This window comes from Thermococcus kodakarensis KOD1 (assembly GCF_000009965.1).
In the GTDB taxonomy this organism is placed as follows: Archaea; Methanobacteriota_B; Thermococci; order Thermococcales; family Thermococcaceae; genus Thermococcus; species Thermococcus kodakarensis.
In genome coordinates this window covers 1,003,186-1,020,915 of sequence record NC_006624.1, presented here as the reverse complement: position 1 = coordinate 1,020,915, position 17,730 = coordinate 1,003,186, and the positions used below count along the sequence as shown (strand labels likewise).

Here is a 17,730-nt window from a genome sequence, read left to right as displayed (position 1 = left end):
ATGCTCGCGAGGATCGTTTACTACAGAACCGATTCCCTCCCCGAGGAAGTCATAGTCGTGACCAACGACCCTGGGAAGGCAGAGGAAATAGCAAGAAAGAAGATGAGGGACTTTAGGGCAGTTGATTATGAGGTTGAGTGGGTCGCCTGACGCTCCTCCCCTCCTCCGATTGCTCAAATCAGAACAAAAGAAAAAGGCAGTCGCTAGTTTCCGGTTTTCATACTGTTTTTCTCGGCTTCGCTGCTCTCTGCCCTATTTATCAGGGTTCGGCGTTCATGAGCACGGTGTAGAGCCGCTCTATCTCCTCAAGCTCCTCCCAGGTTATGCCGTACAGCTCGGCGACTTTCTCGTCTATCTCCTTCTCGACTTCCCCAAGCTTCTTCTCAACCTCGGCGAGTTCTTCTTCGAGTTCCCTAATCTCGTCCTTTATTCTCTTCCTCTCCTCGCCTCTGGTGCCCTTCAGGGACTTCTTGAGGGACTTTATCCGGTCAAGGAGTTCGTACTTTTCCTTCGCTATTTCGTGCGCCTTCTTTGAAAGCTCCGCGAGTTCGAGGTGGAGTTGGTTAGATGGGTCGAAGGTCGGAATGTAAATTCTCTTTGGAACGTCAGTTGTTATGTGGACCTCGAGGCCATAGCTGGCAACGATAAAGCGGGCTATTGTGGAGTTGAGTATCGAGGCGATGTAGTGGGCTTCGTCTTCTGAGGATGTGGGAATGTGCATAATGCCATGAGTTGGAATCATTGGTTTGTCCTGTAAAGTTGGTATCACGAAAACATCCAATTGGGCTTTTCCGCTTATAGCTCCGGATATATGTTTCCAACCAACTTTGTATGGAGCTATTGAGACTTGTGAGTTAAGGACTGCATAGAAAGGCATTCCTGATCTTTCTGCTATTTCAATTGGCTTTTCCTTGTAAATTCTTAACTTTGTTTTAAAGGGTTCTGCATTTCTGCTTATGAGTTCATCTAGGAGCGCTGTAAAGAAATCATATGTCAGTGGATACTTGAGTTTGAGCTCTGAAGGTGGAATGATATCACCGTTTTTGTCTATTGGCAGGAGTATCCACCCTTCTGGGTTGCAGTACCATTTTTTTGCATTCTTTCCGCGTAGAACTGGAAATATAAGATCTGTTTCTACAACTTTCTGGACTCTTTTGATAGACTTTTTCATGGTTTTACCGACATTCTGAATTAGTACTCTCCCTGGGGCAACTTCACGAATAATTTCAACCCAGTAAGCTCCATCTAATCCTGTAAAAACTCCAGCATAGGCCCTATACTCCGAGCTCCCCAAAGCTTTCTTAAGCCCCTCGTAGGCCTTCACCGTCGTCATCATCCACGGGCTCTCTGGCTTCCCCTCCTCGATCGGCATGAAGACGAGCTGGTGAATCGCCGCCTTTTCCTTCACTTCTTCAAGGGTTGCCTCAACGTCCGCCCCCCTGGTGTCCGGCCAGTTCCAGACAATCAACGGAACCGGGAACTCGGTCTTCTCGGTCTTCTCGATGACCAATAGGCCAGTCCTCGTGGTGGCCCCCTCGAAGGGGTAAAGTGTAACGAGGTCGTGAACCTTCAGGAGCTTAACGGGTATCCTCGGCTCCCGTCTTCTTCCGTAGGTGAGGAACCTTCTGAATCCCGCTCCCGCCTGCGTTTTGAAGAGCGTGAAGGGAACAAGAAAGGCCAGCCTCCCGCCGGGCTTGAGGTAGCGGTCGAATGTCCTCGCGACGAAGAGCATGCTCATGTCCCTCTTTACCCTGCCCATACCCTTACCCGAGCCTTTTTCAAGCCCGTAGTACTCCCAGAGCGGTTTCGTCAGCTCTCGATAGTTCTCTGGCAGGCTCTCCCAGTTTATCCACGGCGGGTTCCCGATCACGAAGTCGAAGTTCCCTATCGTGAGCGGTGCGAAGGCGTTCCTCAGAACCCTCGTCCATATCCTATCCTTGCCCTCCTGCTCAAGCTTCCACAGTTTCTCGTACAGAACGGAGATGGCATCAATGGTATCGTCGCTAAGCCTCTTTCCGCCGAGCTTCATGTGAAGGTAAACGATGAACTGCCCCTTCTTCATGTTCCGCCTCAGGCCGTCCTCTATGGCCTGGAAAACCTTGTCCATCAGCTTTGAGTCTATGACCTCCTTGGGAACCTCGAACTCACCGGCAACCGTCTTGAGGGCTATCCTCTTGCCTCCCCTGGCTGATGTTTTCGTACTTACTGTTATCGAGTCGGCTAGATAAACTGGTATCGTGATGTCGTCAACCCTGTAGCGTATGAGCTTCCCGAGGGCGATGAGATAGTTGCCCCTCGCCGCCAGGACTGCCAGCGGGTTGAGGTCTATCCCGACTATGTTGCTCGTTATTGACTCAAGGAGCCGGAGCTGGGCATCGGCAGAGGTTCCCCAGTGCCTCAGCCCCCACTCCTTCGCCCTCTTTATCGCCAGCACGAGGAAAGTCCCGGAGCCGCAGGCCGGGTCGAGAACCCTCTTTTCGGGGTTTCCATCGTAACCAGCTTCGTCCAGCGTCAGCTCCGCGAGCCAGTCGGGCGTAAAGTACTCCCCGAGGCTGTGCCTTATCTCCCTCGGGACGAGGTTCTGGTAGAGCCTCTTGAAGAGGTCTTCCACCCTCTCAGGGGTTTGTTCAACTGTCGCGGGTTCGTAGTCCATGAGTGCCTTAGTGATTTCATAAACTGCCCTAGCCACCTCTCCGCTCCACTCCTCAAGGTACCAGGCGAAGTAGTCCGCTTCCAGGAAGTTCCTTATGCCCAGCTGTCTGAACAGTCCCCCGTCCTCAAGCTCGGTGAGCACGAACCTGAAGGACTCAACATCGCTCAGGTAGCTCTCGTTGAGCCTCGCCAGTACGGAACCAGTCAGGCCCTCCGAGAGGACGCTGACTATCTCGCTGACGATGAGCTTCATCAGAAGGGTGTAGTAGGTGTGCAGTGCGAAGGTCAGCCTCTCGGGGTCGGCCTCCTTGAACCCGTAGAACTCGGCCAGCTTCTTCAGCTTCTCCGGGGTGTAGGAGCAGACCTGGGAGAATATCCTCCTCCAGTCCTCAAAGAGCATCTCAGTTCTATCCGATTTTGGCGACTCAAGGGCGCTATAGAACGCTCTGAGGACTTCTTCCGTTATCCGGCTTTTTGGCCCAAAGTCCCTCAAAAGCATCTCCGCATCGAGGGGCTTCCTCGTCAGGCCCCTGAGGGCATCAACGAGGTGCTCAAAGGCCTCAAACGTGAACGGAAGCGGGCCGTTGACCTTGAAACTGCCTCCCCAGTACCTAACAAACGCTATCGTTGAACCGTCGAAGAGCACTCCAAGGTAATACGGATAAAACTCCTCGCTTTTGGCCTCTGATTTGATGTAGTTTATGACCTGGTCGAGGGCGGAGTTAAATGCCTGCTTTTCCTTCAGTTTTCCTGGAGACTTGTACTCTATAATAACACCGCCATAGAGGGCGTCTATCCTGCCCCTAAAGACCTTCTTTGATTCAAGGAGCTGAGTTGACTTCTCCAGCCTGCCAGATACTCCAAATTCTCTCGCAATCTCATCAAGAACCTTAGAAACGTTGTGCCGCAGTTCCTCCTCATTTGAGGCCTGTTTAGCGGCCAGTTTTATCCTCTCATAAACCTGTTCCAGGTTCTCCAAAAGCACCACCGCAAAGGTTTCAACTGGAAGGCTTAAAATGTTATCTCCACGGTCGAGTTCAAAAGAGCTCAAAAAGAGATAAATTAGGGGATGGGGGTTACGACCCCTGGATCATCCGCGAGCCTGTTTGAACTGCTCCTGGATCTTCCTGTAGTACTCCATGGTCTCCTTGCTCACTGACGGCCCGATCTTCTTGAGGGCCTCCTCGAAGTCCTTCATGGTGACCTTGACCTTCCCCCTTATCTCGTCGGCCTTCATGCCGGGTCTTATGATGCCCTCCTGCAGGGCCCTCCTCATGGCGAGCATCGCAGCCTCCCTGACCACTGCCGCTATGTCTGCGCCGGTGTAGCCTTCGGTCTTCTTGGCGAGCTCCCTAAGGTCAACATCACCTGCAAGCGGTACTCTTCTGGTGTGGACTTTGAATATTTCGAGCCTGGCCTTCTCGTCTGGAGCTGGTACAAGTATCAGCCTGTCGAACCTTCCTGGCCTGAGGAGTGCTGGATCGATAATGTCCGGCCTGTTGGTGGCACCAATGACGACCACGCCACTGTTCTCCTGGATTCCGTCCATCTCAGTGAGCAGCTGGTTGATCAACCTGTCAGTGACCCTGTTCACGTCGGTTCCTCTTCTCGGGGCGATGGCGTCAATCTCGTCGATGAATATCACGGTTGGTGCGGCCTGGCGAGCCTTCCTGAAGATCTCGCGGATGTTCTTCTCGCTCTCACCGACCCACTTACTGAGCACCTCTGGACCCTTGATTGCTATGAAGTTGGCCTCGCTCTCGTTGGCGACTGCCTTGGCGAGGAGAGTCTTACCGGTTCCCGGCGGACCGTAGAGGAGTATTCCCTTCGGCGGTGTTATGCCGAGACCCATGAATGCCTCGGGATACTTGAGAGGCCACTCGACTGCCTCTCTGAGCTCCTGCTTGACATCTTCAAGGCCGCCGATGTCGTCCCAGCGGACGTTTGGAACCTCCAGGAGCACCTCTCTGAGAGCTGACGGCTCGACCATCTTGAGGGCCTCGTAGAAGTCCCTCCTCGTGACCTTGAGCTCGTCGAGGACTTCCTTCGGTATGTACTCGGCCTCGAAGTCGATCTTGCCCTCGTTGATGAGCCTCCTGAGAGCTGCCATTGCAGCCTCCCTGGCGAGTGCTGCCAGGTCGGCACCGACGAAGCCGTGCGTAACCTCAGCCAGCTCGTCGAGGAGTGCATCGATAAGCTTCGCCCTGACCTCCTCGTAGAGCTTCTCGTCGGTCTCCCTGAGGATCCTCCTGATCTCCTCTTCGTCTTTGGCCTTCTTGACCTTCATGATAGCCCTCTCAGCGGCCTCGCGGTAGGTGTCGTTCTTCTCAAGCTCCTCGAGTATCTCGATTACCTTGTCCCTCCTGAACTCGGGCTCGATCGGCATTCCTCTGGTGTGGATCTGGAGTATCTCCTTTCTGCCCTGCTTGTCGGGAACGCCGACCTCAATTTCCCTGTCGAACCTTCCAGGCCTCCTCAGGGCCGGGTCAATCGCGTCCGGCCTGTTGGTGGCACCGATGACTATGACCTTTCCGCGGCTCTTGAGGCCGTCCATTAGCGTTAGCAGCTGGCTGACAACCCTCTTCTCGACCTCACCGTGGGTCTCCTCTCTCTTCGGCGCAATGCTGTCGATCTCGTCAATGAAGATTATCGCCGGCGCGTTCTCCTCAGCCTCCTTGAAGACCTCCCTAAGCCTCTCCTCGCTCTCGCCGTAGTACTTGCTCATTATTTCCGGTCCGTTGATGGCTATGAAGTGAGCGTTGGCTTCGTTGGCAACGGCCTTAGCCAGGAGTGTCTTACCCGTTCCCGGTGGTCCGTAGAGGAGCACACCCTTAGGCGGCTCAATGCCGAGCTTCTCGAAGAGCTCCGGGTGCTTGAGCGGGAGCTCTATCATCTCCCTAACCTTCTGGATGACGTCCTTGAGGCCACCTATGTCCTCGTAGGTCACTCCGAGGGCGGTTGCCTTGCTGACCTCCTTAACTGGCTTCTCGCTCACCTGGAAGTCGGTGAACTCGGTTATCTGAACGATCCCCGCTGGAGTTGTGGCGGTAACTACGAATGTCAGCTCCTGGCCGAGTATGCCGATCTTGATGTAGTCTCCCCTGACTACGGGCCTTCCGACGAGCCTGCTGTGGAGCCACTCGACGAAGTCAGCGCCGAAGCGTATCGGCTCAGTCGGAGCGACTATGACCTTCTTTGCCTCCTTGACGTCGGCCTTTCTCACGGTGACCTCGTCGCCGAGACCAACACCGGCGTTCTTCCTGATCGTACCGTCCATCCTTATGATGCCAAGCCCCTCGTCCTCTGGATAGGCTGGCCAGACAACTGCAGCGGTGTTCTTGGTACCTATGATCTCGACTATGTCACCTGACTGGACGCCAAGCTCGCGCATGGCTTTCCTGTCAATCCTCACGATCCCCCTGCCAACGTCCCTCTGGTAGGCAGAGGCAACCTTGAGCTTGACCTCTCTCCTCTCACTCATGAGCATCACCTCTTAGTTTTTGGTTACCGTAAGTTACTAAAGGACAAACCCTTTATAAACTTTTCGATTTTTCTTAAGTGAGGTTACCAAAATGTGGCCCCTGCATCGCGGTAATGAAAGGCGTGCGTAGAGGCAGAATAGACTAAGAAGAGATTGGGCTGGATCAATGAGTCAATGTTTTTGGAGTACAAAAATGTGCTTGCAAAAATTTTGCATTTTTGTTTATGGTTTTCTTATGTATGGAGACACCACTACTACCCCAAACCCAAACACCACAACCAACACCCACCAACACCACCAAAACACCAACTTCCTGTTGCTTTTTTGCTGATGCCAAAAGTACCGCCAACACTACCGTACAAAAACCGTTTTTGTCCCGGGAAATTTTCGTTTTTCCAATTTTAAGAACTCTGGAGGTGGTACCAAATGGTAGGAAAAGCCCAAACAACTCTCTCCGACGTGATGCCGGTTGTGGTAGCGCTCGGCCCGAAGGGGTTCTACGTCATCAGGCCCAAGGACGGCGAAAGTGAGATTCTCGCCAGCTTTCCTGAAGATCTCAACCGGGTCGCCTTTGCCCTCTTCGAAACCTATGCCGAGCCGTTGCCCTTTGAGTGGGTCAGGCAGAAGCTCAAGCAACTCCTACACTACCTCGACCTTCACGAGGCGTACCTCATAGACGGTGACCTCGTGGCAATCATAGACGGCAAGCCCTATGGGCTGAAGACATACCCGGAGGTCATCGCCGACACCCGCAGGCTGTTCGGCAACGACATGGAGCTGTTCTTAAACATAGTGTACGACCTGATGAAGGATCTGAAAAAGCACTTTGCGAGCAGCAGGTGATTTCAAACTAAGAACCGGCAATACTCTGCTAGGTACCCATTCAAGCCCCATCCAATTGGCAGAATCCGGCTGTTGCAGAGAGTAAAGCAGAAAAATCAGAAAAACTCAAAATCACTCGATCTTGACCTCAACGCCCTCCTTCTCGGGTTTGGTGGGCTTCTTCTTCGGAATCTCGATCTCTAGGACGCCGTTGTTGTAGCGGGCCTTGGCCTTCTCCGGGATGACCTCCTCTGGAAGCCTGATGACCCTCCTGTAGCCGCTGTAGTAGCGCTCGATCCTTATGGCACCCTCCTGCTCGAGCTCCTTCTCGCGCCTCATCTGGGCCTCGATGTAAACGGTGTCCTCTGTAACGCGGAGCTTGATGTCCTCCTTCCTAACACCTGGGAGCTCGACGGTGATAACAAAGCGGTCGCCCCTGTCGAAGATGTCTGCGAACGGCTCCCTCCAGGTCTCGCTGACCTCTATTCTCTCACCTGGCTCGCGGTAGCTCCAGAGCCTCGGGCCGCGCATGAAGTCGCGGAATATTGCATCAATCTCCTCCTGGATTTCCCTCATGATGTCGAACGGGTCCCAGTAGCGGTCCCTCCTCCAGACCATCTTTCTCACCCCCCGCCTTTTTCTCACCAATTGTTATTAAAGAATAGCCCTTTAAAAATTTTTCTCTCCGAAAGTTACCAAAATGGCAAAAAGTTTGGGGTTTGAGAACTCTGAAAAACTCAAACCCTGCTCAGAAAGCCCATTAGAGAGTAGTATATCCCCTCAAGGCTCTCACCGTTCTTGATCGGGTATATGAACCTCAGCTCGTTGCCCTCGACTTCAACTATCGGCTTTTTAACCCGCCCGCCGGAGAACTTGAGCTGGGTAACCTCCACCATGTCGCCTCTTATCGTTCCTCGACCTACCAACAGTCCCTCCCCGATGGCCCTTTCACTGAAGAGTGTCTCAAGTCTGGGCCTGAGTCCTGTCACCCACTTCGGTTTCTTCCTCAGCCTCTGCATTCCACCACCTCCGTGTTCAAAATAACTAAACAGCACTTCGAATATGTGAAGCTTGTTCGAAAATAACCTTCAATTTTAGAAGTTTATTAGGTTTTTGGCAGTCTGTTTAACAGTTGTTCAAAAAAGTAGTCCGTATATATCGGAGTCCTTGTCAATTGGATGGGCTTCGTATCCAAGCCCGGTCAAAATCCTGGAAAATTCCCTGGAGAAGCCGTACACCGTGAAGATCCTTTCGGGCTTTACCTTCTCTATGATTTTCATCAGCTCCCAAAAGTCCGCGTGGTTGCTCAGCTTGAGCCTTCCAAAGCCGGAAACGGTAAGCTCCCAGGGAGAGAGTGAGTTTTCGACCTTGGGGGAGCGGTACGACCTTAAAACTACGTCCCCTTCATGGGTGATGTTTCCAAATTTGACCCCAAATTTTGAATAAACCCTCGCCACTTTCAGCATCTCTCTGCTTGGCCTCACCGTGATCCCGTGAACGTCCAGGATTTTCATAACTTCCTGCGCCTTCCCCATCTGGTTCACATAGAGGGTTGGGCGCTTTCCCCTGTCAAGAGCCTCTTCAACGAATGCGACCAGTTTTTTCTCAGCTTCCCTGGGGGATGGAAACGTGAAGCTCGGAACGCCGAAGGTGGCCTCGATTATGAGAACGTCGGCTTTGGGAAAGCGGCTTTTCTCCGCCGTTCTCAGCTTGAACCACTTGGTATCTCCAGTGTAGAACAGCGTCCCGTTTTCGAGCCAGAGCTTTATTCCGGCCGAGCCGAGCATGTGGCCCGCTGGATAGAGCTTCGCTTTGAAATCGCCGATGTAGAAAGTTTTTGCAAACTCCACTTCCCGATAGAAGCCCCCCTTCCTGAGATGACTGAGATATTTGGTCGCCTTTGTTGCGAAGATAACTTCACCGCTGACAAAGTGATCCGTGTGGGCGTGGCTCTGAAAGGCAAACCGTGCCGAACTGTCCAGACCGATGTTTCTAAGCATCATCGGTTAGAGAGTAATGCCGAAACCTTTAACTAATTTCGTTTCGATGTTCCTTTGGGTGTTGAGATGGGAACTTACGTCATAGAAACAAACAAGCTCACCAAGTTCTTCGGCAAGAGGAACGTAGTGTACCACCTCAACCTCAAAGTGCCTAAGGGGGTCGTTTACGGCTTCCTCGGGCCAAACGGTGCGGGAAAAACGACCACTATAAAGATGCTGACCGGGGCACTGAGGCCTACCTACGGCGAGATACGGATTTTTGGCCTGAGGATGCCCAACGACAGGGTTGAGATCATGAAGCGGGTCGGATACATGCCCGAGGTGCCGATAGCTTATGAAGACATGACGATTTTCGAGTTTCTGGTCTATATGGGCCGCCTGGCTGGTATGAAGAAGGAAGACGCCATGGAGCAGGCGAAGGAGCTTATGGAGTACGCTGGAATTGGTAAGCTGGCCATGAACAGGATTGGGGAGCTTTCCTCCGGTCAGAAGCAGAGGGCGAGCTTCGCCGCGGCGCTGATGGGAAACCCAGAGCTCCTCATACTGGATGAACCAACAGCGAACCTCGACCCCCTCGGGAGAATGGAGTTTATTGGGAAGGTCATCCAGCTCGCCAAGGCAGGCAAGACGATCTTCATAAGCTCCCACATAGTCAGCGAGGTCGAGAAAATGTGCAACTACGTCGGGCTGATAAACCGCGGTACGATGCTCGCCCAGGGCAGGGTCAGGGAGCTTGCGAGCATTGAGGAGGACGACTACGACGTTCTGACCAGCGACAATGGAAAGGCGATGGCGTTCCTGCGTGAGAAGCCCTACATCCGTGAGGCCTGGGAAGAGGAGGGAATCCTCAGGGTCAAAGTTGATCCGCGCTTTCTTGACGAGTTCTTCCTGGCCTTTCCGAAGTACCTCGTGGAAAACGGCATCAGACTGAAGCTCTTCAGGCCGCACACGAGTCCGCTTGAGAGAATCCTGATGGAGAAGTTTGGAGTGGGCGAGGAGGTGTGAAGTTTGAAAGATTCTCACTTTTCCTTTGAATCGCGGCTCGGGATAATATACGGGATGGAAGTGAAAAGGTTACTGCGCTCCCGCCGCCTCAAGCTCATGACCCTCCTGATGTTCCTCCCAGTTGTCGTCTACTTCTTCACCCACGAAGAGATCACCGAGTACAGCACGCGCGCGCTCAGGATATCCTTCCAGGTTAACTTCTCCACTTACCTCGTCAACTTCTGGGCGAGCGTCATAGGCCAGCTCGTGGTCATAATCCTGATGAGCGAACTCCTTGGAAGCGAGATAGACAAGGGTACGATAAGGGTTCTCCTGACGAAACCCGTTAGAAAGAGCGAACTCGTCATCGGAAAGTTCCTCGGCGGGCTTACGGGAATGTTGGTGGTCTTCGGACTGCCCTACCTGGTCATGCAGATTTATATGGTTCTGCTTTACAAGCAAGGTTTCACCGGCCTTAGGGCGACGTTCGGTGACCTGCTCTACTCCCTTGAGGTGACCATCCTCCTGCTCGGCTCTCTAGGAGCGTTCGCAATGGCCCTCTCAGTGGTTCTTTCGAGGCCCCTCTACGCCTCTCTGGCGAGCTTTGGAGTGATATTCGTCGCCCAGTTCATCCTCCCGCAGTTGCCTTTCTTCGACGACCCCGAGAGGTTCACGCTCAACTACCAGCTCGGAGTTCTCTTGAGGGACAGGTTCACGCTCCACACGGGGCTTGACGTCTACAAGGGCGACCCGTCAACGACGCTGGTGTTCTTCGCATCGGTCATGCTCCTGAGCCTGATGCTTGCGATCCTCGGGCTTTACAGAAGGGAGTACAGGGGATGAGAACGATGGCGCGCGTGAAAACCCTCACTTTCGCGGTCTTCCTCCTCATCCTGCTGGCCGGGCAGGCTACAGCTCTTTCCATTGAAGTAGGAATCGATGAAGTCCTCATAGTGGACGGCCAGGTCTTTACCTTTGACCCCGGCCAGAGCGGGGACAGGTTCCTCGTGAGCGTTTCGAGTCATGGAGAAGAAACGTATTCCGTTCTCGCTTTCGGCGAAAACATCACAGTGGGCAACGTGACTTACGTCATCGGCTCATACGACCGCCAGAACCAGAGGCTCACCGCTCACATACTCGGCAACTATACAAGCGTGAGAGTTATGAAGAAGTACGACTTCGGTGTTGAGGTCATAGAAGCCTTCGACACCTACGCCAAGGTAAAGATTAAAAACACGGGCTTTTATCCGCTCAACGACACTCTTTCTGTTTCGTCGTCTTCTCAAGGCGCTTTTCCCATTTCCTCAAGCACTGTCCTAAAGGAAGTGGAGCTGAACCTTGCACCAGGCGAAGAGATAGTTTTCAAGGTTCCAAACCCGGGCCAGACGCTGGTCTTTAGTCTAAAGGAGAAGGGCATCTCAAAGGATGTTTTCCTTGGAACCTTAGAGCCTCAGGTTGAAATCGAGGAAATAACGGGCAGTAAAGGTGTTAAGGTAAAGGTTCTTAACAAAGGCGACCCGGTTAACGCCACCTTCAGCCTCCTTTACAGCAGTAACATGGTTTTGGAGTCGAAGAAAATCCTGCTCCAGCGGGGAACCAGCTGGGTGGAGTTCTCCAACTTTATAAACCAGGGAGCGGTAGTGGTTGATTACGGAAAAGTAATCCAGCAGACCTTCTACTTCAGGCCGGCGCTTCTGGTTCTCGAAAACATCTCCAGGGAGGGGGAGCATCTCAGGGTTGTCCTCAAAAACACGGGGGAGTCTCCTTTCAGGGGTTTCGTCAGCGTGACCCAAAACGGCGTTGTGGTGGGAAGTCCAACATATTCAGAGGTCTCCATAGGGCCAGGGGAGAGCGTCTCGCTGACCTTCAAGGTTCCCGAGGAGGTTAGGTATCCAACCATCCTAGCTTCCTCCGACTCGGGAACTTTCTCCTTCACGGCCGAGGCTGGCGCTTCCGGCATCTCGGTCGAGGCGCTCTCAACGAGTATAAAAGTCCCCCTCGGTGGAAAGGGCAGCTATGCACTCGTTCTCTCCGGTTCGGGCAGGGTGAAGCTTGGCGTCGAAGGCCTTCCGGAGTCGGTTGGCTGGAAGTTCTACTCCGGGGAAAGCGAGGTCGAGGAGCTTAACGTGGACGGCTCGGCCCAGGTGGTTCTGGTTATTGACGTGCCCTCTCTGCCCAGGGGATTCTCCGTTGGTGTGCCAGTCGGATTCAACGTAACAGTCAGGGACGAGAATGGAAACCTGCATGTAATCCCTCTGGAGTTCGAGGCATACGGTCTGGCGTTCCTGCCCGTTTACGGCGACAACTGGCTGGCGAAGATGAACTTTACCGCCGAGACGCACTTTGTAGGAATTCCATACCGAGTCGCCGCTAAGTCTCTGACCCCACCGATTCAGTTCGAACACTATCCTGGGGAGAAGATAGCCTTCTCATACGGCAATTACGTCCGCTCAGGGCTGGACATCACCCTTCACGTTCTCTCTTCGAGTGGGGAGATTCTGCACTCCTCAAGCCAGGGGAAGGGAAGGCCAGATTTTGTAGTGTTCAACGAGTCTGATTTCATGCTTATGCTCGAGGGCGACAGGTTCGACGCCGTTCTTCTTGTTGCGGATTACCTCAGGAAGCCTGAGAACATCAGCTTTGAGCTCCTTCCAAAGCAGTTCGGAGAGGGAATTAAGACGTTCATCCTAAACGCTACATCGCTCCGCGGGAAGAAGCTTGCCCTTGATGTTAACGCTGATCGGCCGGTTGAGGTTAGGGTCTATTACTTCACCCTCAACAGGGAGAGGGAAGACTTTGACCCGCTCTCCGCTGATTTCAAGGGGGCTTTCAGAGGTAAAGGGGAGCATGTGTCGGGAGAAGTTCCTCTAAGGCCATACGAGGATTTCGTAGCCATATCCATAATTGGCACAGGGAACGTTTCTCTAACTATGACAGCGAAGGAAGTTCCCGTTTCAGTGAGCGGCATTGGGAAGTACTCCGGCGAGCTAACAGTGGCTCTCCTGGCCCTCCTGTTGGTGGTGGTCATTGCTCTCGAACGGCGCCTCGGCTGATGGACAATTTATCCAATAGCAAGGTGAAACTTGAGCTATGTAAAAGGTTTTTATACTCCAGTGCCCAATTAGGGTCAGGTGATCAGGAATGACGTTCGATAAGGAAAAGCTCAAGAAGATCCGCGAGGAAGAGGAGCGCTGGAACGAGACCACCGTTAAGAAGTTCCTCGAGAAGGCTCCCGAGAGAAAGGAGAAGTTCATGACTGATGACGGCTTCGAGATAAAGCGCCTCTACACTCCCGCTGACCTCGGCGAGGACTGGGACTACCTTGAGAAGCTCGGCTTCCCTGGTGAGTATCCATTTACCCGCGGCGTTTACGCCACCATGTACCGCGGCCGCTTCTGGACGATGAGGCAGTACGCCGGCTTTGGAACGGCCGAGGAGAGTAACAAGCGCTACAAGTACCTCCTCAGCCAGGGACAGACTGGTTTGAGCGTCGCCTTTGACCTGCCGACCCAGATGGGTTACGACAGCGACCACCCGATGGCCGAGGGCGAGGTCGGAAAGGTCGGTGTAGCTATAGACTCCCTCTGGGACATGGAGATACTCTTCGATGGAATCCCGCTCGACAAGGTCTCAACGAGCATGACAATCAACGCCACCGCGGCCAACCTTCTGGCCATGTACATCCTCGTGGCTGAAAAGCAGGGCGTCCCGCAGAACGTTCTGAGAGGAACAGTCCAGAACGACATCCTGAAGGAGTACATAGCGAGGGGTACCTACATCTTCCCGCCCCAGCCGAGCATGAGGCTCACCACGGACATCATCATGTACTGTGCTGAGAACGTGCCGAAGTGGAATTCAATTTCGATAAGCGGCTACCACATCAGGGAGGCTGGAGCAAACGCCGTTCAAGAGGTCGCTTTCACACTCGCTGACGGTATCGAGTACGTTAAGGCAGTCATAGAGAGGGGCATGGACGTTGACAAGTTCGCCCCGAGGCTGAGCTTCTTCTTCAACGCCCACAACAACTTCCTCGAGGAGATAGCAAAGTTTAGAGCCGCTAGAAGGCTCTGGGCATACATCATGAAGGAGTGGTTCCACGCAAAGAACCCGCGCTCAATGATGCTTCGCTTCCACACCCAGACCGCCGGCTCAACCCTCACCGCCCAGCAGCCCGAGAACAACATAGTCCGTGTTGCGATTCAGGCCCTCGCGGCCGTTCTCGGCGGTACACAGTCCCTCCACACCAACTCATACGACGAGGCGCTCTCACTCCCGACCGAGAAGAGCGTGAGGATAGCCCTGAGAACCCAGCAGATAATAGCCTACGAGAGCGGCGTCGTTGACACCGTTGACCCGCTCGGAGGCGCCTACTACATCGAGTGGCTCACAGACCACATCTACGAAGAGGCCCTCAAGTACATCGAGAAGATTCAGAAGATGGGAGGCATGATGAGGGCAATCGAGCGCGGCTACATCCAGAAGGAGATAGCTGACTCGGCATACAAGTACCAGAAGGAAGTCGAGGAGAAGAAGCGCATCATAGTCGGTGTGAACGAGTTCGTCGTTGACGAGCCCCTTGATGTTGAGATACTCAAAGTCGACCCGAGCATCAGGGACAAGCAGATCGAGAGGCTCAAGAAGCTCCGCTCAACGAGGGACAGCAAGAAAGTTGAGGAGTCCCTCGACAAGCTCAGGAAGGCAGCCGAAACCGAAGACGAGAACCTCATGCCCTACATCATCGAGGCCCACAGACACCTTGCCACGCTCGGTGAGGTCACTGACGTCCTTAGGGAAGTCTGGGGCGAGTACAGGGCTCCGCTGATATTCTGAAGGCTTTCTTTTTCTCCCTCAATTTCTACGACTTTTGCAGGCCACCACATTTGTGAAAATTTTTCGCCCTCATCACACAGAAGGTTTTTAAACCGACGCTTCAAGCCGCTCTTGGTGATGGGGGTGAAGTTCAAAGGTAAAGCCTTTGGAAACGTCGTGAGGATTGAGTTTGATATACTCACCCTCGGCGAGCTTAAGATAGACGACCTGCGAGACTTTGACGTTGATTCCCTTAAGATTGAGCTTAAGCCGACTTCTTCAGGTATCAAGATCATCGGCATATGGGAAGGCCCGGTTGAGAAAGCGGGTGAGGGTATAAAGAAGGCCCTTGAGGAGAGCTACAAGCTCCGTGAGAGAGTTTTAAACAGGATAAAGAGCAAGACCGAAGCCATAAGGAGCACGATGCTTCAGCTTGGGTTTAAAGAGGACGTTGAGGGCTATGGAAACGCTTTCCGCTTCACCAAGAAGGTTGGCCCCTACGAGATAGTTGTTGTGGCCTCAACGACTGACGATATAGTCCGCGTTGAGGTTTACGGCAACGACAAAAAGGTGCTTAGCCCCGAACTGGAGAGCATCTTCGAGGACGTTGAGGTCGAGGAGCTTGAAATCTACGACTTCGAGGACAGCAAGGAAGAGAGGCTCGTCATAAACCTTGAGATACCAAAGAACGAGGAGAAGCCCGAGAGGAAGATAGTGGAAGCAATAAAAATGATAGAGAACATGCTGATGGCCTAGTCACTTGTACTTGCTCTCCAGCTGGAGCTGCTTCAGCTTTGCAGTTATTCCTTTTATCGGCGCTCTGTCCTCGCTCAGTATTTTCCCGGTTTTCGTGTCTATTCTCGCATAGTAAAGGCTGTTCTTTCCTGCGACCTTTATGTGGATGTACCCTTCCTCCTTGTAGTGCGTGAGCCTCTCCGTCTTCAACTCGGTCTCTCCGTAAAGCTTCTTCAGGTGTTCGTGGAAAGCCTCTTCAAGCGCCAGCTCTGTAAACCTGACGTTTTCTTCCTTTACCTCACCCGTTTTTCTGTCGAGTACGAGCTTTCCGACCTTGCTGCCTCCCTGGAACTCAACGACCCAATCTCCGTCTAGCCTTATCCCCTTTATCTCTGCGGTTTCGTCTATGTCCTTAACTTTCTCCTCCGCTATTTTCTCGGCGACTTCTTTTTTCAGAACCCTGTCTGCCTCTTCGAGGATCTTCCCGTCCTTGGTTGCCTTCACGGTAACTTTATGCTTGTCGTTTTCTATTTCTACCGTGTAAACCTCGTCCGATTCTGATACGCCAAGTGTTCTGTAGCCTGGATATTTGGCGAGTACAAGCTCTTCTGCCTTCTGAGGTGTAATCTCGACGAAGTAGTCAAGGACGTCCTTTGTATCCCCGTCTATTTTTGCGGTCGCCTTTCCACCTTCTCCTTCCATTGTTATCTCTAAGAACTTGTGTTCGAGGACTCTGCTGGAGACCAGCTTCAGGTTCTTCACTGGGAAGTTGTTCTCTATTATCGGCTTTGCCTTTTTGAAGGCCTCCTCCGGCGAAGGAAGCGTGGTAATCTCTTTCAACTCTCCGTTCTCAAGGTTGACCTCGAGGATTACTATGCCCTCTTTGAGCCCAACCTCAACAATCGCAACCTTCTTGCCCTTCTCGATGTCCAAAATGGTTCCGGCTGGATACTTGTTGCTTATGAGCTCCCTGAGGGCCTCATCGGTGATAAGGGATTCTTCATATACCACGGCACCGGTATACCCGTTGAACTTGAACTCGAAGTTGAAGCGCTCGGTTTTGCCAAAAACCTTCACCTTCCCGTTGTTCCTTTCAATCTTTGACTCCAGGGGCTCCTCGCCGATTCTATCCATGAGAATTTCTGTAACGGTCTGCAGGAAGTACTCGTCGGGCAATTCGGACACATCAAGCTGGACTTCGTTGGTATTCGGATCCACCACAGCCCTCGCCCTGTTGGCACCCACCTTAAGCTCGGCCTCCGCTTTTGTGGGCACGTACACTTTTTTCCGCTCGTGGATCGTTATATTGCTCTCTGGAACGCCGAGCTTCTCCGAAAGGGTGTTCTTAAGCACAAGAACGGATTCGCTGGGACTGAGGGAGGATTCAATTTCTCTCTCAGTTGCGTATATCTCAGACCTGTCGTTTAGAAGGGCTTTTTTAACGGGTGTTGCCAGTTTGGGGTCTGACTGAGCTTGGGAAACTATTTTTTCTTCCGAGAACACCAGGGCTTTTCCCTTTTCTTCGCTCTCCCCCTCTCTCGCTGACCAGGAAATTATGTATGCCGTCGAGAGATACACTTTGAGGAAGGAGATCTTTATGTCCTCGGGCTTTATGGGATATTTTCTGCTGGCTTCCCTGGCTATGGCTTTGAGGACCCCTTCTGGCGAAAACTCAAACAGGAGAGGCGCGTCCAGCTCAAACTTGGTGAGGGGAGTTTCTTCCGCTTTTTCCTCGGATTCTTGGGGTTTGATTTCGGGAACTTTGATCCCGTAGTTGGAAAACGTTTTCGCGAGCTTTTCGGCGTCCCAGAGTATAATCCTCGCCCTATACTCTTTAGCAACAACTGTTCTCGCGTCCTTTGTAAATCCCAGGGGAGATATAAGAATCCCTCTATCGGCTTTGTATCTGTCAATAAGATCGCCAAAAACGCTAACTTCTTTAGAAGATGCCAGCGATCCGGTATGAACCTTTATCAGAAGCTTTTCGGTGCCCGCCAACGGATCATCCCTTACCGCTACTATGTCAACACCCCACCTGCTCCGATCTGCAACCTTCTCATGGTTTCTGAATCCCATCTTATCAAGGACTTCTGCTAAGTACTCAATGATATCCTCGCGGGACAGCATCCTCACGATGTCCTGAGTCCAAGGCATCCTCTCACCGTCCTCATGTACTCTGGATTGTAACCACCAAGAGTGTTCAAATAAACTTTTATTAAAACCTCTATTTAACACTTTCTCGGTGAT

General features: G+C 52.7%; 13 protein-coding genes. 7 read left to right on the top strand and 6 right to left on the bottom strand.

The window, feature by feature from the left end:
- A complete protein-coding gene (locus TK_RS12115) occupies positions 1 to 150 on the top strand; it encodes a hypothetical protein (protein WP_011250110.1) in 150 nt (49 codons plus the stop codon).
- A gap of 109 nt (positions 151 to 259) precedes the next feature.
- Here the strand turns inward: TK_RS12115 and TK_RS05710 are convergent, their stop codons facing one another.
- Both TK_RS05710 and TK_RS05705 read right to left on the bottom strand, forming a co-directional pair.
- Positions 260 to 3,640 carry an Eco57I restriction-modification methylase domain-containing protein gene (locus TK_RS05710; protein ID WP_048053708.1) on the bottom strand — a complete coding sequence of 1,127 codons (3,381 nt, stop codon included), beginning with the start codon at positions 3,638 to 3,640 and terminating at the stop codon, positions 260 to 262.
- Between the two features lie 102 nt (positions 3,641 to 3,742).
- A complete protein-coding gene (locus TK_RS05705; RefSeq protein ID WP_011250108.1) occupies positions 3,743 to 6,133 on the bottom strand; it encodes a CDC48 family AAA ATPase in 2,391 nt (796 codons plus the stop codon).
- A 426-nt stretch (positions 6,134 to 6,559) separates the two neighbouring features.
- On the opposite strand from TK_RS05705, the gene TK_RS05700 reads away from it, so the two are divergent.
- Entirely contained in the window at positions 6,560 to 6,976 is a 417-nt protein-coding gene (locus tag TK_RS05700) for a hypothetical protein (RefSeq protein WP_011250107.1), read from the top strand.
- 111 nt (positions 6,977 to 7,087) lie between these two features.
- Here the strand turns inward: TK_RS05700 and TK_RS05695 are convergent, their stop codons facing one another.
- From TK_RS05695 to TK_RS05685, 3 genes are all read right to left on the bottom strand, one after another.
- Complete coding sequence (locus tag TK_RS05695) at positions 7,088 to 7,573, bottom strand: Hsp20/alpha crystallin family protein (protein ID WP_048053707.1); 486 nt, start codon at positions 7,571 to 7,573, stop codon at positions 7,088 to 7,090.
- A gap of 119 nt (positions 7,574 to 7,692) precedes the next feature.
- Positions 7,693 to 7,974 carry a hypothetical protein gene (locus TK_RS05690; protein WP_011250105.1) on the bottom strand — a complete coding sequence of 94 codons (282 nt, stop codon included), beginning with the start codon at positions 7,972 to 7,974 and terminating at the stop codon, positions 7,693 to 7,695.
- A 117-nt stretch (positions 7,975 to 8,091) separates the two neighbouring features.
- The gene (locus TK_RS05685; RefSeq protein WP_011250104.1) at positions 8,092 to 8,958 is read right to left on the bottom strand and encodes an MBL fold metallo-hydrolase; all 867 of its coding nucleotides are present in this window, start codon (positions 8,956 to 8,958) and stop codon (positions 8,092 to 8,094) included.
- Positions 8,959 to 9,021: 63 nt separating this feature from the next.
- On the opposite strand from TK_RS05685, the gene TK_RS05680 reads away from it, so the two are divergent.
- From TK_RS05680 to TK_RS05660, 5 genes are all read left to right on the top strand, one after another.
- Positions 9,022 to 9,960: an ABC transporter ATP-binding protein gene (locus TK_RS05680; RefSeq protein ID WP_011250103.1), complete on the top strand. Its 939-nt coding sequence runs from the start codon at positions 9,022 to 9,024 to the stop codon at positions 9,958 to 9,960.
- Between the two features lie 3 nt (positions 9,961 to 9,963).
- On the top strand, positions 9,964 to 10,782 hold the full coding sequence (locus TK_RS05675; protein WP_232500628.1) for an ABC transporter permease: 819 nt from the start codon (positions 9,964 to 9,966) through the stop codon (positions 10,780 to 10,782).
- Positions 10,779 to 12,992 (top strand): COG1470 family protein, encoded by a 2,214-nt coding sequence (locus tag TK_RS05670; protein WP_011250101.1) that lies wholly within the window; start codon positions 10,779 to 10,781, stop codon positions 12,990 to 12,992. Before TK_RS05675 ends, TK_RS05670 begins: the two co-directional genes overlap by 4 nt.
- 88 nt (positions 12,993 to 13,080) lie before the next feature.
- Positions 13,081 to 14,769 carry an acyl-CoA mutase large subunit family protein gene (locus TK_RS05665; protein ID WP_011250100.1) on the top strand — a complete coding sequence of 563 codons (1,689 nt, stop codon included), beginning with the start codon at positions 13,081 to 13,083 and terminating at the stop codon, positions 14,767 to 14,769.
- Between the two features lie 123 nt (positions 14,770 to 14,892).
- Positions 14,893 to 15,504 (top strand): hypothetical protein, encoded by a 612-nt coding sequence (locus TK_RS05660; RefSeq protein WP_011250099.1) that lies wholly within the window; start codon positions 14,893 to 14,895, stop codon positions 15,502 to 15,504.
- On the opposite strand, the gene TK_RS05655 is transcribed toward TK_RS05660, so the two are convergent.
- Complete coding sequence (locus TK_RS05655; protein ID WP_011250098.1) at positions 15,505 to 17,637, bottom strand: restriction endonuclease; 2,133 nt, start codon at positions 17,635 to 17,637, stop codon at positions 15,505 to 15,507.
- Positions 17,638 to 17,730 lie beyond the last annotated feature (93 nt).